The sequence below is a fragment of the [Flexibacter] sp. ATCC 35103 genome, assembly GCF_001975985.1.
In the GTDB taxonomy this organism is placed as follows: Bacteria; Bacteroidota; Bacteroidia; order Flavobacteriales; family Flavobacteriaceae; genus Flavobacterium.
The window spans coordinates 274,997-293,727 of sequence record NZ_MTQF01000003.1 but is presented as its reverse complement, the minus strand read 5'-3'; the positions used below and the strand labels follow the sequence as shown (position 1 = coordinate 293,727).

Annotated in this window: 18 protein-coding genes and 1 tRNA gene; 8 read left to right on the top strand and 11 right to left on the bottom strand. The window is 31.5% G+C overall.

Annotated elements, in window-relative coordinates; all coding sequences use genetic code 11:
* Positions 1-210: 210 nt before the first annotated feature.
* Positions 211-1,704 (top strand): glutamate--tRNA ligase, encoded by a 1,494-nt coding sequence (gene gltX, locus BXU01_RS05615; protein ID WP_083692101.1) that lies wholly within the window; start codon positions 211-213, stop codon positions 1,702-1,704.
* A gap of 215 nt (positions 1,705-1,919) precedes the next feature.
* Positions 1,920-2,903, top strand: coding sequence for an SPFH domain-containing protein (locus BXU01_RS05610; RefSeq protein ID WP_083692100.1), 984 nt, complete (start codon positions 1,920-1,922; stop codon positions 2,901-2,903).
* A 19-nt stretch (positions 2,904-2,922) separates the two neighbouring features.
* On the opposite strand, the gene BXU01_RS05605 is transcribed toward BXU01_RS05610, so the two are convergent.
* The 5 genes from BXU01_RS05605 to BXU01_RS05585 form a co-directional block, all read right to left on the bottom strand.
* Positions 2,923-3,177: a DUF6327 family protein gene (locus BXU01_RS05605; protein ID WP_083692099.1), complete on the bottom strand. Its 255-nt coding sequence runs from the start codon at positions 3,175-3,177 to the stop codon at positions 2,923-2,925.
* Between the two features lie 2 nt (positions 3,178-3,179).
* On the bottom strand, positions 3,180-3,530 hold the full coding sequence (locus BXU01_RS05600) for a competence protein (RefSeq protein WP_083692098.1): 351 nt from the start codon (positions 3,528-3,530) through the stop codon (positions 3,180-3,182).
* A 126-nt stretch (positions 3,531-3,656) separates the two neighbouring features.
* Positions 3,657-3,983, bottom strand: coding sequence for a YtxH domain-containing protein (locus BXU01_RS05595; protein ID WP_083692097.1), 327 nt, complete (start codon positions 3,981-3,983; stop codon positions 3,657-3,659).
* 91 nt (positions 3,984-4,074) lie between these two features.
* Positions 4,075-4,554 carry a hypothetical protein gene (locus BXU01_RS05590; protein WP_083692096.1) on the bottom strand — a complete coding sequence of 160 codons (480 nt, stop codon included), beginning with the start codon at positions 4,552-4,554 and terminating at the stop codon, positions 4,075-4,077.
* A 564-nt stretch (positions 4,555-5,118) separates the two neighbouring features.
* Positions 5,119-7,236: a glutamine--tRNA ligase/YqeY domain fusion protein gene (locus tag BXU01_RS05585; protein WP_083692095.1), complete on the bottom strand. Its 2,118-nt coding sequence runs from the start codon at positions 7,234-7,236 to the stop codon at positions 5,119-5,121.
* Positions 7,237-7,354: 118 nt separating this feature from the next.
* Here BXU01_RS05585 and folB point away from each other — a divergent pair, with 118 nt between their 5' ends.
* Both folB and BXU01_RS23615 read left to right on the top strand, forming a co-directional pair.
* On the top strand, positions 7,355-7,714 hold the full coding sequence (gene folB / locus BXU01_RS05580; protein ID WP_083692094.1) for a dihydroneopterin aldolase: 360 nt from the start codon (positions 7,355-7,357) through the stop codon (positions 7,712-7,714).
* 93 nt (positions 7,715-7,807) lie between these two features.
* Positions 7,808-7,878, top strand: a tRNA-Cys gene (locus BXU01_RS23615).
* A gap of 552 nt (positions 7,879-8,430) precedes the next feature.
* On the opposite strand, the gene BXU01_RS05575 is transcribed toward BXU01_RS23615, so the two are convergent.
* From BXU01_RS05575 to rnr, 3 genes are read right to left on the bottom strand one after another with little or no spacing between them, the layout of a single operon-like run.
* The gene (locus tag BXU01_RS05575; protein ID WP_083692093.1) at positions 8,431-9,108 is read right to left on the bottom strand and encodes a LysE family translocator; all 678 of its coding nucleotides are present in this window, start codon (positions 9,106-9,108) and stop codon (positions 8,431-8,433) included.
* 14 nt (positions 9,109-9,122) lie between these two features.
* Positions 9,123-9,791, bottom strand: coding sequence for a head GIN domain-containing protein (locus BXU01_RS05570; protein ID WP_083692092.1), 669 nt, complete (start codon positions 9,789-9,791; stop codon positions 9,123-9,125).
* A gap of 24 nt (positions 9,792-9,815) precedes the next feature.
* A complete protein-coding gene (gene rnr, locus BXU01_RS05565; RefSeq protein WP_083692091.1) occupies positions 9,816-11,996 on the bottom strand; it encodes a ribonuclease R in 2,181 nt (726 codons plus the stop codon).
* 107 nt (positions 11,997-12,103) lie between these two features.
* On the opposite strand from rnr, the gene BXU01_RS05560 reads away from it, so the two are divergent.
* Together BXU01_RS05560 and rpiB are read left to right on the top strand one after the other, a co-directional pair.
* On the top strand, positions 12,104-12,337 hold the full coding sequence (locus BXU01_RS05560; protein WP_083692090.1) for a DUF2007 domain-containing protein: 234 nt from the start codon (positions 12,104-12,106) through the stop codon (positions 12,335-12,337).
* Positions 12,338-13,126: 789 nt separating this feature from the next.
* Positions 13,127-13,558, top strand: coding sequence for a ribose 5-phosphate isomerase B (rpiB, locus tag BXU01_RS05555; protein ID WP_083692089.1), 432 nt, complete (start codon positions 13,127-13,129; stop codon positions 13,556-13,558).
* Positions 13,559-13,751: 193 nt separating this feature from the next.
* On the opposite strand, the gene BXU01_RS05550 is transcribed toward rpiB, so the two are convergent.
* Complete coding sequence (locus BXU01_RS05550) at positions 13,752-14,018, bottom strand: DUF1294 domain-containing protein (protein ID WP_083692088.1); 267 nt, start codon at positions 14,016-14,018, stop codon at positions 13,752-13,754.
* 114 nt (positions 14,019-14,132) lie between these two features.
* Here BXU01_RS05550 and BXU01_RS05545 point away from each other — a divergent pair, with 114 nt between their 5' ends.
* Complete coding sequence (locus tag BXU01_RS05545; protein ID WP_083692087.1) at positions 14,133-16,256, top strand: Tex family protein; 2,124 nt, start codon at positions 14,133-14,135, stop codon at positions 16,254-16,256.
* Between the two features lie 64 nt (positions 16,257-16,320).
* On the opposite strand, the gene BXU01_RS05540 is transcribed toward BXU01_RS05545, so the two are convergent.
* Both BXU01_RS05540 and BXU01_RS05535 read right to left on the bottom strand, forming a co-directional pair.
* Positions 16,321-17,715 carry a glycosyl hydrolase family 8 gene (locus BXU01_RS05540; protein WP_083692086.1) on the bottom strand — a complete coding sequence of 465 codons (1,395 nt, stop codon included), beginning with the start codon at positions 17,713-17,715 and terminating at the stop codon, positions 16,321-16,323.
* 106 nt (positions 17,716-17,821) lie between these two features.
* Positions 17,822-18,010, bottom strand: a complete 189-nt coding sequence (locus BXU01_RS05535; protein WP_055096778.1) for a twin-arginine translocase TatA/TatE family subunit — start codon at positions 18,008-18,010, stop codon at positions 17,822-17,824.
* 212 nt (positions 18,011-18,222) lie between these two features.
* Here BXU01_RS05535 and BXU01_RS05530 point away from each other — a divergent pair, with 212 nt between their 5' ends.
* Entirely contained in the window at positions 18,223-18,723 is a 501-nt protein-coding gene (locus tag BXU01_RS05530) for a peptidase (protein WP_083692085.1), read from the top strand.
* Positions 18,724-18,731: the final 8 nt, after the last annotated feature.

Below are 18,731 nucleotides of genomic sequence, written 5' to 3'. Positions count from 1 at the left end.
ATTGAGCTACAAACAAGACATTACTAATTAGAAAATGATGAATTAGATAATTAGAAAATTGAGCTGCAGGAAAACATTATCAACTTAAACTTCTCGGATAATTTAATAATGGTAATTAAAAAATTAAGCCAAAAACAAGACAATTATCTAATTAAACACATTTTCTAATTCTCTAATTAGAATTGTATCTTTGCAACAAAATTTAAACAAATGTCACAGCAAGTTCGTGTGCGTTTTGCACCAAGTCCAACAGGACCTTTACATATTGGCGGAGTTCGTACTGCCCTATTTAATTATTTATTTGCCAAAAAAAACAATGGTGTTTTTTATCTAAGAATTGAAGACACAGATCAGACTCGTTTTGTTCCTGGTGCCGAAGCTTATATTATGGAAGCGCTGGAATGGTTAGGAATTTCTCCTGAAGAAACTGTTGGGAAAAACGAAAAATTTGGTCCGTACAGACAAAGTGATCGTAAGGAATTATACCAAACTTATGCTGATCAACTGATCAATTCTGGTTGGGCATATTATGCTTTTGATACTCCAGAAGCTCTTGATGCTTTAAGAAAAGAACAAGAAGCTGAAGGAAAAACATTTATTTACAATCACACAATCCGTGAAAAGTTAGATACTTCTCTGGTAATTTCAGCTGAAGAAGTAGCTAAAAGAATTGCAAATGGAGAACATTATGTGATTCGTTTTAAAACTCCGGTTGATGAAACTTTACATTTAAAAGATATCATTCGTGGTGATGTAAAATTCGAAACCAGTTTACTTGATGATAAAGTTTTGTTTAAAAGTGACAGAATGCCAACTTATCATTTAGCCAATATTGTTGATGATCATTTGATGGAAACTTCACACGTAATTCGTGGTGAAGAATGGTTACCATCAATGCCACTTCACGTTTTATTATACAGAGCTTTTGGTTGGGATGCTCCGGAATTTGCACATTTACCTTTAATCTTAAAACCAAATGGAAAAGGAAAATTATCTAAACGTGACGGTGAAATCGGTGGATTTCCAGTATTTCCTTTAGATTGGAAAGAACTAAAAGGATTTAAAGGTGACGGATATTTGCCAGATGCATTAATAAATTTCCTTTCTATGATTGGCTGGAATGATGGAACAGAAAAAGAATATTTTTCATTACAGGAATTGGTTGAAGCTTTTGATTTAAGCAGAGTTCATAAAGCTGGAGCAAGATTTGATATTGATAAAGCAAAATCTGTAAATCATCATTACTTGTCAAATAAAAGTGATGCGTTTTTAGCTGAAATTTTCGAACCAATTTTAGAATCAAAAGGTATTAAAATCAACAAGGACGTTGTTATAAAAATAATGTCATTGATAAAAGATCGTTTAGTTCTTGCGAATGATATTTGGGATTTGACTGATTTCTTTTTCCAGGCACCAACATCATATGATGAAAAAGCAAGCAAAAACTGGAAAGAAGAAACACCGGCTTTAATGCAGGAATTGATTTCTACTCTTGAATATATTGATGGTTTTGATTCAGCAAATATTGAAGCAATCGTAAAAGACTGGTTGACTAAAAACGAAATCGGGATGGGTAAAGTTATGCAGCCTTTCCGTCTAAGTTTGGTTGGAGCTCTTAAAGGTCCTCACCTATTTGACATTGTTGAAATCATCGGAAAAGAAGAAACTATTTCGAGAATTCAGAAAGCGATTTCAACTTTATAATATTTTACCATTAAAATATTAAGTTCATAAAGTTTGGCTTAATTTTTCTTAATCCCTTAATGGTTTAAAAAAAAGAAACATTAAGAATGTTTCAAAAAACAAAACGCTAAGACACATTATTAAAATGGTCTTAGCGTTTTTTTTACGCTTAAAAAAATTGAAATTGGCAGAATATTCGTAATTTACCAGATCATAAAAACTAAATCAATATCATTATGGGTACAGCATTTATTATCCTTTTAGTCGTAGGATTTTTTATTTTAATGTCTTCCTTCTTTACTGTAAAACAACAATCATCAGTAATTATAGAAAGATTTGGAAAATTTCACAGCGTAAGAAATTCAGGATTACAATTAAAAATTCCGGTTGTTGACAGATTGGCCGGACGTGTAAATCTAAAAATTCAACAACTTGATGTTATCATCGAAACCAAAACCAAAGACAACGTTTTCATCAAAATGAAAGTTTCGGTTCAGTTTAAAGTTATTCAGGAAAAAGTATATGATGCTTTTTATAAACTAGAATATCCACACGATCAAATTACCGCTTATGTTTTTGATGTCGTTCGTGCCGAAGTTCCTAAACTAAAACTGGATGATGTTTTTGAAAGAAAAGATGATATCGCGATTGCCGTAAAAAGAGAATTGAATGAAGCCATGACTACTTACGGATATGATATTATCAATACTTTGGTAACAGATATTGATCCGGACATTCAGGTAAAAAATGCGATGAACAGAATTAATGCTGCTGACAGAGAAAAAACAGCTGCTGAATTTGAAGCTGAAAGTTCAAGAATAAGAATCGTTGCAAAAGCAAAAGCTGAAGCCGAAAGTAAACGTTTACAAGGCCAAGGTATTGCAGATCAGCGTCGTGAAATTGCAAGAGGACTTGTAGAAAGTGTTGAAGTTTTGAACAATGTGGGTATTAATTCTCAAGAAGCTTCTGCCCTGATTGTAGTAACTCAACATTATGATACTTTACAAGCTATTGGTGCAGATGCTAATTCTAACTTAATTTTGTTACCAAACTCTCCTCAAGCCGGAAGCGATATGCTAAATAATATGGTTGCATCGTTTACAGCATCAAACCAGGTTGGCGAAATGATGAAGAAAAACAATAAGAAAGTGGTAAAACCAAAACCAATTCAGCCACAATCTGGTTATGAAGATGACATCATACCAGAATCAGGACAATAACATAAAACAAAAAAGAGGCTTAATTGCCTCTTTTTTTATTCATAAACCAATTGATAATATACGGTAAAATTGATTGAAAAATTTGCGAATATGAAGTTGTAAAATAATCTTTGAAAGAAGAAAAGACTCCACTAACAATATTTTCTGGTGTAATTGACTCCTTAGTTCTTTGAAAACTTAAAACCAATTTCTGGTAATTTATCTCTTTCTCTAATTTCAGAATTTCTAAATCTCTTTCGATTTCTGCGTATGATGCGTATTTTTTATTTTCCATAATTAGTCATTAAAAAAGATTTCTGAAAATTTTTCTAATATAGGACCTTCTACAACTTTATCTTTTAAGAAGAAAAGTAAAATTGTAAACACTAAATAGATCCCTCCTACTGCTAAAAATCCAAGTGCATTACTTTCAAATAAAGATCCAAAAGCATAAGCTGCAGCAAAAGATCCAAAAATCATCACCATACTAAAACACAATAAAATCAAAGTAAACTTAAAAATTAAAGTTGTCGATTTCATGGCAACCTTAAAACCCCAAAGTTTATAATATGCCAAATGACTGTCCAGATAAACTTTAGCCTGCTCTTGTATATTTTCAGTATTTTCTTTTAATTCTTCAAAAGCCATAATTGTAATTTAAATTAAAAAAGAAGCACAAAACTTGTAATTTAATAATTGATTTAGATTTTTTCTAAAATTGAAATAACCTAAGCAACCATAAAATTCACTCTAGTTTTGTGCTTCCTGGATTTATTATTTTTGAAGTTTTGCGTTTTGCGCTTTTAAATCAGCTAATTTAGATTCCAAAAAACTGATTACTTCTTCTGTTTTATAACTCATATTCGAGAGTAATTCACCATATGTTCCGTCAAGATTTTCTTTTGCATGAGCAAATTTTTCACGTAGCACTTCAGAACTGGCTGAAAGAGAATCTTGTAAATTATGTTTTGCGTCATCCAAACCTTCTTTTAATTTAGCACGGGTTTTTGATCCTTTATCCGGAGCAAATAAAATTCCGATCGCTGCTCCTACCGCAGCACCAGCTAAAATTGCTGCAACTGTATTTACGTTTTTTGACATAATATTAAAATTTTAATGAATAATAAAGGTAGTCTTTTTTTAAATTATAAATTATTGATTAATTGTAATTTAATTAAAATTAACACTAAATTTAATACACATATGCAACAGCTTCATACTTACCGTCTCCTTTATCTATAACACTTACAAATGGATAACCATTAGAAGCAGATTGAGTTTTGATTCTCATTGTAGTATGATTTTGGTTTGCAATTGGCGGTTCACCTTTGGTCTTTGTCGAGACTCCTGAAAAATTAGCAACTTGTTTTAAACCTATTGTCTTATCCTGAGATAAAATAGTTACAAATTTATAATCTGATTTTGAATCTACGGTAACTTTATCAGATACTTTCTGAGTTTGATTAGATTGTTTATTAGTAATTTTTGAAACTGCATATTTGCTAATTTTATGTTCTTCACTACTTCCGTTTACAGCATAGTAAACTAAATCATTTTCGATTTTTATAAAATTAACATCCAGTTCTTCACCATTGTGTTTTGTAATTTGGTGCGTTTGCGAAATTGCAATATTTGCAAATAAAATTGATAGCGTAAAAAATAGAATTTTCATAATATTAAAATTTAAGGATTAAAATTGTTTCTGTCAAAACGAAAGACAAAATTTCAAATAAGCCATAAAATTAATTTCATGAAATTTTTAAATTATGAACTACCCTCTGAAAAATACTTTTATGCTCGAAGTATTATCAAAATACAATCACAATTACAATTGACCATAAAACCAATCTTTAGAATTCATATTTAGAATTTACTCTAAAACCAAAAATTATTCATTTTTAAATTATTAGAAAAATTCATATTCGATTCTTAAGTGTTTTTAAAGTTTGACACTTTAGATTTGACGTTTGGATAAAAATAGCAACTTTATAAACAATTGTATGTTAACAACGTAAAAAACGGGCTGAAACCATACCTAAAACTAAAATAAAAGCTTCTGTTTGATTATTTTTTAAAAGATGATTAACGAGGTGGAATAAATTAAAATTTAGCTTAAAATCAATTTATGAAGCTTGTTTTTAATCTAAAAAATCTATAAAATATTAAATTTTAATAGATAAATCAAATAATAAAAAAAGCGCTTATAAAAGCGCTTTTTAAATAGATTATATTGATATTATTTTTTTACCATTTCGGCAAGAATTTCAATTTCTCGCTCTGAAGCATTTTTTGGAGGATTTGAATACAATTTCAGAATTTCATCTTCAAATTGATTTTTCAAATTTAAATCTTCTATATCTCTTAAATTTAAAAGAGCTTTAGATCTCACATAAGTCGACTCGCTTCTAAGAGACATTGTATATAATTTTTTAATATCATCTTCTTCAAAATCTTTAGATTTCAAAATTGAATATTTTAAAATAAACTGAGCAAACAACAAAGATCCTTTGTTATTGTTGATATTCTTTTTTAATGAATTTTGTAATAAAGAAAAACTCGTAACATTTTTAATGCTCTCCCCTATTGCACTTTCAATTGCAATACGTTCCGGCTTAGTATCTACTTTAAAATATTTATTGATATCTTTTAAAGAATTATTGATGCTATTTTCTTCTTTTTTCCCCTTCTCTTCCCAGGCATCTTTAAGTCCAACAGTTTTGTTAAACACTAATTTTGAAGCAGTTGAATCTTTATCAACAGTAAAATACCCTAAACGTTGAAACTGAAATTTATCTTCATTTTGAGCTGTTGATAAACTTGGTTCAACAAATCCTGTGATAATTTCTAAAGAATTTGGATTCACAAAATCTAAGAAATTTTTCTCTTTATAACTGTCTGGAGCTTCATCTGTAAACAAACGATCGTACATACGAACTTCTGCTTCAATTGCATGCGATATAGAAACCCAATGCAATGTTCCAGACACTTTTCTTTGACTTGCTTCTGTCCCGCTTCCGCTTAAAGAATCGGTATCATAAGTTACATGAATCTCTGTAATATTTCCTTTAGAATCTTTTATAACACTTTCTCCTTTAATGATATAAGCATTTTTAAGACGTACTTCTTTTCCTAAAGTTAAACGGAAAAATTTAGCCGGAGCTTCTTCTAAAAAGTCTTCTCTTTCGATGTATAATTCACGAGAAAAAGGTACTTTTCTGAACCCTGCATTTTCATCTTCCTGGTTATTTTCGGCTTCCAACCACTCCTCTTTTCCTTCAGGATAATTTGTAATTACCAGTTTTACAGGATCTAAAACAGCCATTACACGGGGTGCAATTTTGTTCAAATCTTCACGAATACAAAACTCTAAAACGGAAACATTTATTAAATTATCACGCTTTGCAATACCAATTGTATTAGCAAAATTACGTAATGAAGCAGCTGTATAACCACGTCTTCTTAATCCTGAAATGGTAGACATTCTAGGATCATCCCAACCGTTAACATGCTTTTCCTTAACTAGTTGCTGTAATTTTCTTTTACTAACAACGGTATGTGATAAGTTACGTCTTGCAAATTCTCTTTGCTTTGGACGAAGCTTATTATCTTCTAAAATCTGATCTAAAAACCAATCGTATAATTCGCGGTGAGGCAAAAATTCAAGTGTACAAAATGAGTGTGAAATTCCTTCTAAATAATCACTTTGTCCGTGTGCCCAGTCATACATTGGATAGATTTTCCAATCATCGCCGGTTCTATGATGATGCCTGTGTAAAATCCTGTACATGATAGGATCACGCATCAACATATTAGTTGATTTCATATCTATTTTTGCACGAAGAATGTGAGTACCTGCCTCAAATTCACCATTTTTCATTCTTTCGAATAAATCTAAATTCTCTTCTACAGAACGATTTCTAAATGGACTATCAGTTCCAACACTTGAAGGAGTTCCTTTTTGAATTGCCATATCTTCGGAAGATTGACTATCAACATAGGCTTTATCTTTTTTAATTAATAAAACTGCCCAATCATACAATTGTTGAAAATAATCAGATGCATAACGTTCTTCTGACCAGGTATAACCCAGCCATTCAACATCTTTTTTAATTGCATCAACAAATTCCTGTTCTTCTTTTTCAGGGTTTGTATCGTCGAAACGTAAATTCACAGGAGACTGATAATCAATTCCTAGACCAAAATTTAATGCAATAGAACTTGCATGACCAATGTGTAAATAACCATTTGGTTCTGGTGGAAAACGAAAATGAAGTTTACTTTGTGAAAGACCTGATTTAAGATCCTCTTCTATGATTTGTTCAATAAAATTGAGTGATTTCTCTTCTGATGCCATTATTTTATAGTAATTTTAGCAAAGATAAAAAAGTTTACAGTTTTCGGTTTACAGTTTACAGTTTTCTTTAGAAACTTCTCAGTAAACCTGAAACTTAGAACTTGAAACTAAATTTAAAATGGGAGTTATTAAACTAAAAAATATCCGTACTTTTTCCTACCACGGATGTTTAATCGAAGAAGGAAAAATTGGATCTGACTACACTGTTGATCTAAAAATTAAAACCAATTTACAAAAATCAGCGCAAACAGATCATCTTTTAGATACTGTCGATTATGTTCATTTGAACAAAATTGTTACTGAAGAAATGGCCATTCGTTCCCATTTATTAGAACATGTAGCCAAAAGAATCAATATTCGTGTACTTGCCGAAATAGAAATGATAGAAAAAAGTACTGTTTGGGTTTCTAAAATAAATCCTCCTATTGGTGGTGATGTTGAATCAGTTACTATAAAAATGACAGAAAATAGAAAGTAATTCTTTTAAATAAAAAGCTAATTTTTTAAAATACTTCATTTTAATCTTTTGAAATTTAAAGATTTTAGTTACTTTTGCCATCCGTTCAACTACGGCGTCGTGGCCGAGCGGCTAGGCTGGGCTCTGCAAAAGCTCCTACTCCGGTTCGAATCCGGACGATGCCTCTAAAACCTTCAAGGAAACTTGGAGGTTTTTTTATGTTTTAAATTTTTAGAAAAAATTAGATTAAAGATTACGTTCGAATCCAGACGATATCTCAAAAACCTTTAAGGAAACTTGGAGGTTTTTTTATGTTTTGAATTTTTAGAAAAAATTAGATAAAGATTATGTTCGAATCCGGACGATATCTCAAAAACCTTTAAGGAAACTTGGAGGTTTTTTTATGTTTTGAATTTTTAGAAAAAATTAGATAAAGATTTATGTTCGAATCCAGATGATGTCTCTAAAAGAGATACAGAAATGTGTCTCTTTTTTTGTGCTTAATTTTTAGAAAATTTCATCATTAAACTTCTATACAAACCCGACAGGTTTTAAAAACCTGTCGGGTTTACTTTTCGGAATTACTAGTGTGATTCTTCGTTCCTCAGAATGACAAACTGGAGTCAACTTTGTCGAAGTTTAAAACTTTGACAAAGTTTTATCACTACGAAGGTTATAAACATAAAAAAACCTCTGAAATTCAGAGGTTTAAATTTATAATTTTGAGTTATTAACAACTACTTTTCAATCTTCTCAAAAGCATTTCGAACCATTTCTTTCTCTTTAGGAAACCAACCCTGAGTTATTAACACAATTCCAAAAACCATTAAAACAATACTGATCGCTTTTTTAATTTTGAGAATATTAGTTGGTGTCATTTTAGATTTTAACTGCTTCGCTAATAATATTTTAATACAATCTACTAATAAATAAGTAATAATAACCGCTGTAAAAAAAGTAAACATTCTTGAATTTTGCATTTCTAATTTTGGTCCTACAGAAATAATAACTGCCAGCCAAAAACCCAATACACCAATGTTGATAACGTTCAGTAAAAAGCCTTTTATAAACAAACTACCGTAGTTTCTTTTAATGATATCGCGGTCGATTTCTTCATCATCAATTTTTTCTTCATTTTTTAATCTTACGAATGAAATTATGCCGTAAGCCAGCATAATGATTCCGCCAAAAATAAAGAGAGCAGGTTTGTCCTTTAAACTCTGAATAAGTCTGTAACTTCCTAAATAAGCAATTCCTATAAAAAAAATATCACCTAATACTACACCAAGATCAAAAACTATTGCAGCTCTGAATCCTTTTGTAATACTGGTTTCCAGTAGTATAAAAAATACTGGACCTACCATAAAACTTAAAAAAAGTCCCCATGGCAGTCCAGCCAAAATATCATTTATCATTCAAATACGATTTCTTATTTTACTTCTTCGATTTTACCTCCAAAAACTGTTTTCTGATTAATTTGTTTCGGTTTACCATAAATGTAAATAGAGCCTCCTGCGCTCACTTTTGCATCAACTAAGGTCGAAGCATTCACATCTGCTTTTCCTCCCGCAGAAACGCTTACTTTAGTCTGAGACGTGGCTAATTTACTTCCTAAGAAATATCCACCGGCTCCTAAACTTGCATCAAGGTTATCTGCTTTACCCGTTGCAGTAATTTCTCCGCCAGAAACAGAGCTTACTTTTAGTTTATCAACATTTAAATCTACATTGATTTTAGCACCTTCCTGAGCACTTACTTTAAACGAAGTTGCTTTTATGGCTTCTTTACTTGTAACCTCTGCACCTTCATTAGCATCAATCAATTCAATATGTTTATAATACAAAGTTACTTCAAGATCATTTCCTGACAGCAGTTTTGGAAAAGGCATTCTTAATTTCAATACACCATTCTTATTTACAGCTTCCAGTTCTGTTTCTCTTGCTCCTTTTATAACAACTTTATTTTCAGACGACTGAACTAATTTTACACTTAATTTGTCGTAAACTTTTACGGTATCAAAATCACCTAAATCTTTGGTAACCTGACCAAAAGACATTTGAACAAATAAAATTGCCGCTCCTATAATTAACTTTTTCATACTTTTATTTTTATAATTAAACCTCTATTCTGCTCGTCGTAAAAAATGAAAATCCAGTTGTTTCTTCACTAAATCGGCATTTTTAACTTTTACATAAATTTCATCTCCTAGTTGTAAAATACTGTTTGAAGTCGCTCCAACTAATGCATATTGTTTTTCATCGAAGGTATAATAATCATCTTTTATTTCTCTGATTCTTACCATTCCTTCGCATTTGTTAGACACGATTTCAACATAAATTCCCCATTCAGTAACACCGGAAATAACTCCAAGAAATTCTTCGTCCTGGTGATCCTGCATATATTTTACCTGCATGTATTTAATACTATCACGTTCAGCATTAGTTGCTAAACTTTCCATATTCGAACAATGCAAACATTTTGTTTCATAAACTTCTTCGTCTACAGATGCTCCATTATCCAGATAATATTGCAGCAAACGATGTACCATTACGTCTGGATAACGACGAATTGGCGAAGTAAAATGGCTGTAATAATCAAAAGCTAATCCATAATGGCCAATGTTCTCTGTAGAATATTTGGCTTTACTCATACTTCTAATTGCAAGAGTATCAATTAAATTTTGCTCTTTTTTACCATTTACTTCTTCCATTAAGGCATTCAATGATTTCGAAATATCGCCTTTGTTACGGAAATCTATTTTATAACCAAATTTAGCAATTACAGTTTGCATTGCAATTAATTTGTCTTCATTTGGTTCATCGTGAATCCTGTAAACAAAAGTTTTCTTTTGCTTTCCAATATATTCAGCTACTTTTCTATTGGCTAAAAGCATGAACTCTTCTATCAAATGATTCGCATCTTTAGACACTTTAAAATAAACTCCTTCTGGTTCGCCTTCAGCATCTAAGTTGAATTTCACTTCTACTTTATCAAAAGAAATAGCACCATTTGCCATTCTTTTCTTTCTTAAAATTTTAGCTAATTCATCAAGTTTTAAAGTAGCATTTGTAATTTCATCAGAAACGGTATAAGATTCTCCGGTAATTGAAACATCAACCGGAATTGTACTGTCTTTTGTTTCAATGATATATTGCGCTTCTTCGTATGCAAATCGCTGATCTGAATAAATTACTGTTCTACCAAACCATTGGTTAATAACTTGTGCATTTTCTGAAACTTCAAAAATAGCCGAGAACGTATATTTCTCTTCATTCGGACGTAACGAACAGGCAAAATTAGATAAAACTTCCGGAAGCATTGGCACTACTCTATCTACTAAATAAACCGAAGTTGCACGTTGATAAGCTTCATCATCCAGGATTGTTCCTTCTTCAAGATAATACGAAACATCAGCAATATGAATACCTATTTCGTAATTTCCGTTTTCTAACTTTTTGAAAGACAAGGCATCATCAAAATCTTTTGCATCTTTTGGATCTATCGTAAACGTAAGTGTATCACGCATATCACGACGTTTTGCAATCTCAGATTCCTGAATCGAAGTATCTATCTTTTGTGCATAAACCTCTACTTCTACCGGAAAATCTGATGGTAAACCATATTCAGCTAAAATAGCGTGAATCTCTGTATTGTGTTCTCCCGGTTTTCCTAAAACTCTTACTACAGAGCCAAACGGACTATCAGCTCTTTTAGGCCAATCTTCAATCGTAACTAGTACAACATCACCATTTTCTGCTTCTCCAAATTTATCTTTTGGAATAAAAATATCCGTATACATCTTAGGATTTGCTGTAGAAACAAAAGCAAAATTGGGTTGAATATCAATTACACCAACAAACTCAGTTTTATTTCTTTCTATAACTTCAATTACTTCACCTTCAGGTCTTTTACCTTTTCTACGGTTATAAACATAAACTTTTACCTTGTCTTTGTCTAGCGCACGGTTCAAATTATTTGTCGGAATAAAAACATCTTCACTAAAATCCGGACAAATGAAATAGGCCGTTTTTCTGCTCGTCATATCAATTGTTCCTTCGTAATAATCCTGACTTTCGGCTTTTACTAAATATTTACCAGGTTCAGATTCTATTATTTTTTTTGAAGCAGCCAGTATTTTTAAATCTTTTATAATCTGGTTTCTGCTTTTTGTATCGTCAAGTTCAAGCTTTGCTCCTATTTGTTTGTAATTAAATGCTTTATTAGGGCTTTGCGATAAAATTTTTATTATTTTACTAGAGAAATCTTTCTCATTTTTTATCGGCTTTCTAATTTTCTTACTCATATATCTTTTCTTAAAAAGTTAAAATTACAAATAAGATATCAGATTATAGATTTTAACAAATAAATTATTAAAAATATAACTTTCGTATATTTACAAAAAGACCCTTTATGGAAAGCTTTAAAACCATTGCAATATTCAATTATCAGCACGAAACAGTCATTCTCAAACACTTATTAGAGCAAGAACAAATTCCGTATTATTTTGAAAACGAAATGACCCTTTCAGTTGTTCCTATGTACACGACAGCATTGGGCGGAATCAAACTCAAAGTTCATCCAAACGATTTCGACGAAGTTCAACAAATTCTGGACAATCTTAATAACCCACTTAAAATCGTTTAAACTCTTCTATATTTTTTCAATTTCAATTTTTTTTTCTTTTTAAACTTTCAAAGTTGTCAACATATATTAAATACAACAAAAAGAAAAATTTAAATTAAATTAATTTTTGGTTGTTATTATAGCTTGTTAATATGTGCTATAAATTTATTTTTAAAAGCATTGAAATGAAGTTTCTCTTAGTTATCTTGAGTTATCAACATACTTATATTTTGTTAAAGGATTAATTTCTAAGCCTTTTTGTATTTTAATTAACAACGGTTGACAACTAAAAAACAATTGATTTTGTAGATAAGTTCATAGGTTGATTTTTGTTGAAAATAGCATTTTTGATATTGATAACTTTTCTAAAAATTCATCAAACTTTATTAGGTTATTTCATTGCAGTTTTGGATTAGGTTTTTTTTCGACACAACCAAAAAAAACTTCTAATTTTCTATCTCAACTTATGAACAAATAATGTTAATTTAAAGTTAACTGAATATCAACGAATTACGTTTTGCTATTAACATTATAAAATTTTAACAAAATTATTGCTTATTATTTATTGATTATGAGCAACTTATAGAGTTGTTAATAATGTTGATAACTGTTAAGTTTTTGATATAAAGCCAGTTGTAATTTTATCTTTTTTTGACATGAGTTTAGCGAATGTACACGAAATTTAATTGTTATGTTTTGAATAAGATTTTAAAACTAACCATAAAAAGAAATTAGTGAAAATTAGTGAAATTCGTGGCAAACATTTATTAAATGAGTAAATTTGCAAAACACAACTTAATAGTATTCAAAATGAAAATTTCAATAGGAAACGACCACGCAGGACCAGATTATAAAAAAGCAATCGTAACAATGCTTAAAGCAAAAGGATATGAAGTAACCAATTATGGTACAGATTCTGAAGATTCTGTTGATTATCCTGATTTTGGTCATCCGGTTGCGAATGATGTATCTGAAGGTAAAGCTGATTTTGGAATTGTTATCTGCGGAAGCGGAAACGGAATTGCAATGACTGTTAATAAACACCCGAAAGTAAGAGCTGGCTTATGCTGGACTAAAGAAATTGCTTATTTAACGCGTTTGCATAACGATGCAAATATTGTGAGCATTCCGGCACGTTTTACATCTATTCCTCAAGCGGTAGAAATTGTTGAAACGTTTTTAACAACTGCTTTTGAAGGCGGAAGACACCAAAACAGAGTGAATAAAATCGCTTGTCAGTAAAAAAGTCAAAAAAAATCGGGTGCTTCGCACCAATAAGAATAGTAAGCCGGGCGGATTTTTAAAATTCATCCGGTTTTTTGTTTAAATAGCTTAATTTCAGTCTATTATAAGACTGTTTTACACTTATTAACATTGTTAATATCTATAGTTTTATATTGCTAATTAGTTAAAAATAAAGCAATTGTAAAAATATTTACGTGTTAATAAACAGAAGAACAGCAATTAAAATTTGAATAAAAACAATTGCCGAGAATTTTATAATAAAAGAAGATTTACTCGTTTTATGTCTAAAGAAAAGCATAGCTGTTAATAAACCTATTGTTCCGCCAATTGCTTCAAATAAAAACAGTGTATTTTCAGGAATTCTGCGTTTATTTTTTCGAGCTTGATTTTTATCATATCCGGCAAGAATAAAAACGAAGATATTTACAAATAAAAAATACAGTAATAAAACTTTCATAGGCTAAAAATTAAAAACAAAGATATTATTTTAGCCGAGTGATTTATTAATCTGTTCATGGTTTTAAAAGACAGATTATCTCATTTGTAATCAAGAAATTATTTCATTAAAAGTATGACTAATATTCAATTCATTGCCAAGACTGTTCAAACAGCAGCGATTAACATTCAAAACACGGTTAAATTATTAGACGAAGATTGTACGATTCCGTTTATTTCGCGTTATCGAAAAGATACAACCGGAAATCTTGATGAAGTTCAGATTGAGCAAATTGCAAAACTTCACAAAGAATTTGAAGCGATTGTAAAGCGTAAAGAAGCTGTTCTTAAATCTATTGAAGAACAAAAATCGCTTACGCCTGAATTGAAGCAGAAAATTGAGCAAAGTTTTGATTTACAAGAGATAGAAGATTTTTATCTTCCGTATAAAAAGAAGAAAAAAACAAAGGCAGATGTTGCGCGCGAATTTGGTTTAGAACCTTTGGCGAAAATTATAATGTCTGAAAATGATGTTGATGTCGATTTTATTTCGACACAATATTTGAATGAAAATGTTATTAATGAAGAAGCGGCCATGCAAGGTGCACGAGATATTGTTGCAGAATGGATTAACGAAAATATTTATGTTCGTAAACAATTGCGACGTTTATATCAACGAAAAGCAACGATTGGAACTAAAGTTGTAAAAAAGAAAGCTGAAGAAGAAGGAGCGCAAAAGTTCAGTCAGTATTTTGATTGGGAAGAACCTTTGACAAAGGCGCCTTCACATAGATTATTGGCAATGCTTCGTGCAGAAAATGAAGGTTTTGTTAAGATGAAAGTCGATGTTGATATCGATGAAGCTTATGATGTTATTGATGAAATAATCATTAAAAAACAAAACAGCACAACGGCACATTTACAATTAGCAATAGAAGATAGTTATAAACGATTGTTGAATCCGGCGATTGGAAATGAAACTTTGCAAGAAGCAAAAGCAAAAGCCGATGCCAATTCTATTCAGGTTTTCGCGAACAATTTAGGTCAGTTATTATTAGCGCCGCCTTTGGGCGAAAAACGAATCCTGGCAATCGATCCGGGATTTAGAAGTGGTTGTAAAGTAGTTTGTCTGGACGAAAAAGGAGATTTACTTTATAACGAAACCATTTATCCGCACGCACCTCAAAACGAGGAAGCAATGGCGATCAAAAAAATCCGCTCGATGGTAAATGCGTATCAAATTGACGCGATTTCTATAGGAAACGGTACTGCTTCAAGAGAAACCGAATTTTTCATCAAAAAAATCGCGTTCGACAAACCACTGCAGGTTTTTATTGTTTCTGAGGCGGGAGCTTCGGTTTATTCAGCGTCAAAAATTGCACGCGAAGAATTTCCTAATTATGATGTAACGGTTCGTGGATCAGTTTCTATCGGACGCCGACTTTCTGATCCTTTAGCGGAGTTGGTGAAAATTGATCCAAAAGCAATTGGAGTTGGACAATATCAACATGATGTTGATCAAACTAAACTTAAAGAAGAATTAGATAACACAGTAATTCGTTGTGTGAACTCGGTTGGAATCAATATTAACACGGCGAGTAAACATTTACTAAGTTACGTGAGTGGAATAGGAGAGAAACTGGCTGAAAACATCGTACAATATCGTTCAGAAAATGGTCCGTTTGAGGATAGAAAACAGCTAAAAAAAGTGCCTCGCTTAGGCGAGAAAGCGTATCAACAAGGTGCGGCTTTTATTAGAATTTCGAATGCTAAAAATCCGCTGGATAATTCAGCAGTGCATCCGGAAGCTTATCCGGTTGTGGAGAAGATGGCAAAAGATTTGAAACTTTCGGTAAACGACTTAATTGCAAACAAAGAAAAAACAGCACTTATTAAGGCTGAAAAATATATAACACCAGAAATTGGTTTACTGACCTTGAAAGACATCATAAAAGAGCTTGAAAAGCCCGGATTAGATCCAAGAAAGTCGGCTAAGGTTTTTGAATTTGATGCAAACGTAAAATCAATCAAAGATTTAAGAACCGGAATGATTCTGCCTGGAATTGTTAATAACATCACCAATTTTGGTTGTTTTGTTGATATCGGAATTAAAGAAAGCGGACTCGTTCACATTTCACAACTAAAGGCCGGATTTGTAAGCGATGTAAATGAGGTCGTTAAACTTCACCAACATGTTGATGTAAAGGTTACTGAAGTCGATGAGGATAGAAAAAGAATTCAGTTAACAATGATATTGTAAAATATTTAAACAAAAAAAAATCCCAAACTACAATCGTAATTTGGGATTTTCTATTTTTATTAGATTACTTTAAAAGTACCTTTTTAGTAATGCTTTTATCTCCATTTGTAATTTTTATCAAATACAAACCAGAAGAATAGTTGGATAAATTAATTTCTGTATTTTCTGCAGTTGTTTTTTGTTCTGAAATTATTTTCCCTTGTGGAGAAATTACTGAAATCACAGATTTTTCAGGAGCAAAAACCGTAAATTTATCACTGCTTGGATTTGGATATAAAGTAACCGTAGCTTTCTCAATATCAAAATTGTCAGTTGCTAAAGTAGCGGTTTGAGGCAGATAAAAATTTCCTGTTAATAAAAAAGAATACAATGTTTTTAAAGTATGATTAAAATAACTGTTAGGTTCGTTTAACTGATTTAAGTCTGTGTAAGAAGCATTTAAATGTGTTTGATTTTCTCCAGCCATCGCTGCACAGGCAAATGCACCAACAAAAGTGGCATTGTGCCATTGACCATTTAAAGTTCCGTTCTGGTTATATCCGTCTTTAATATTCGAAGATCCTCCAAGATTCACACGAACAAAATCAGATGATTTTTTAGCATATGCTTTGGCATCGGCATTTCCAAACCATACATAATCAACAGCAATACGCCATGGAGTTCTGGCAGCATCATACGTATATGTTTTTCCTTCTCTGTTATAGCCGCTCGCTTGAGGAGAATAAGCACCTGATCCTTGACACCAGTCAGAAACTAATCCGCCAACTGCATTATTTACCGTTAAGTTATTGTTGATAACTGCATAAGATTTTGCAGCAACAGAATTCCAGAAAGAAGTATCGTTTGTAAATGTCCCAAAAACGCGGTAATACGCCGGAGAAAAATACGAAGGATTAGTAATTTGGCTTCCGCCGAATTGATCTCCTGGTTTTAGAACAAAAGTATTGGTTTCGACTTCATGAGCTTTAATGGCCGCTATTAAACTTTTTGCGTCATTTTTATAATTAATTGTTCCTGTACTCGTCCATTGATAATCAGCAACAATAAGGGCAAAAGCAGCGTCGAGTTCAGCATCTGTAGCACCATTTGCACCGTTGATTCCAGAACAGCCATTGATTTTCCAGTTCATTACACCGTTAGAATTTACGTTGTCTTTATAATACAGCCAAAGACCATCGAATAAGGATTTGTCAGCCGCATAAACGGCAAGGAGCATTCCGTAACCAATTCCTTCAGATACAGTTTCAGACGGATTGTCAAATTTTACTCTGTATCGGCCGTTGGAGCAGGCTTCGACAAAGTTGGTTTTCCAGGTATTATAATTGTTTTGGGCATCGAGACTATTTTTATTGGATGCCATTAGACCATTTGTAAATGTTACATTGGCCGGAAACGGTTGCTTTTGTGAATAACTTTTAAGGCACAAAAAAGCAACAGTAATCAGAAGTAGGTTTTTCATAATTATTGTTATTAAATTTAGGGACGATAAAAGTAAGATTTTTTAGATAAAAACAAAACCCCAAATTACAATTTGTAATTCGGGGTTTATAATAAGGGTTAAATTCTTATTTAATTTCTTCCTCTTCTTTTTTAACAGAAGGTGCAGGTGGAGTCTGATCGTCTTTAGCAGCGTTTTTAAATTCCTTAATTCCGCTTCCTAAACCTTTCATTAATTCCGGAATTTTTTTACCTCCAAAAAGTAATATCACAATACCTACTATTACGAGGATTTCTGTAAGACCTAATCTTCCCATGATTGTATATTTAATGCCGAAGCAAATTGATTTTCTAAATTGTACCGCAAAGGTATATAGAAATATACGAAGAAGAAGTGTTTTTGGATTAAAATATTTGTTTCTATTAGCGTTAAATATTTTATAAAATGCTGAAATAACTGTATTCCTTTATTTTTGTAAGGCATTAACAAGACTATTAATTATTATATTTGCTCGTATAAATATCCATAATGACTAAGAAAAAATTCAATTTCAGAAAAAAATTATTCATCAAAAACCGATTGGTAATTTTGAACGAAGACACTTTTGAAGAAATTTTTTCATTCAAATTAAACTTAATGAATGTTTTTGTAACGTTCACATTAGGAGGTATATTTTTAATTTTAATTACTACTTTTATCATTGCTTTTACGCCTTTGCGCGAGTTTATTCCAGGCTATTCTTCTACAGAATTAAAAAAGAATGCAACTGAATTAGCGATTAAATCAGATTCATTAGAAACAGCTTTAAAGAAAAATGAAGCTTATATAAATGGTATTCAGAAAGTGCTGAGGGGAGAATTAGAATATGCGAAATTTAATAAAGATTCTATTTTAGCAGATGCTGATGAACCTATTGAGGTAAATATGAAACCTTCAGAAGAAGAAATTAAATTAAGAGAAGAAGTGAACAGAATGGAGAAGGAGTCCGGTGAAAAAACTCGTAATAAAAACAAAAGTGACAAGAAATAATACCCGTA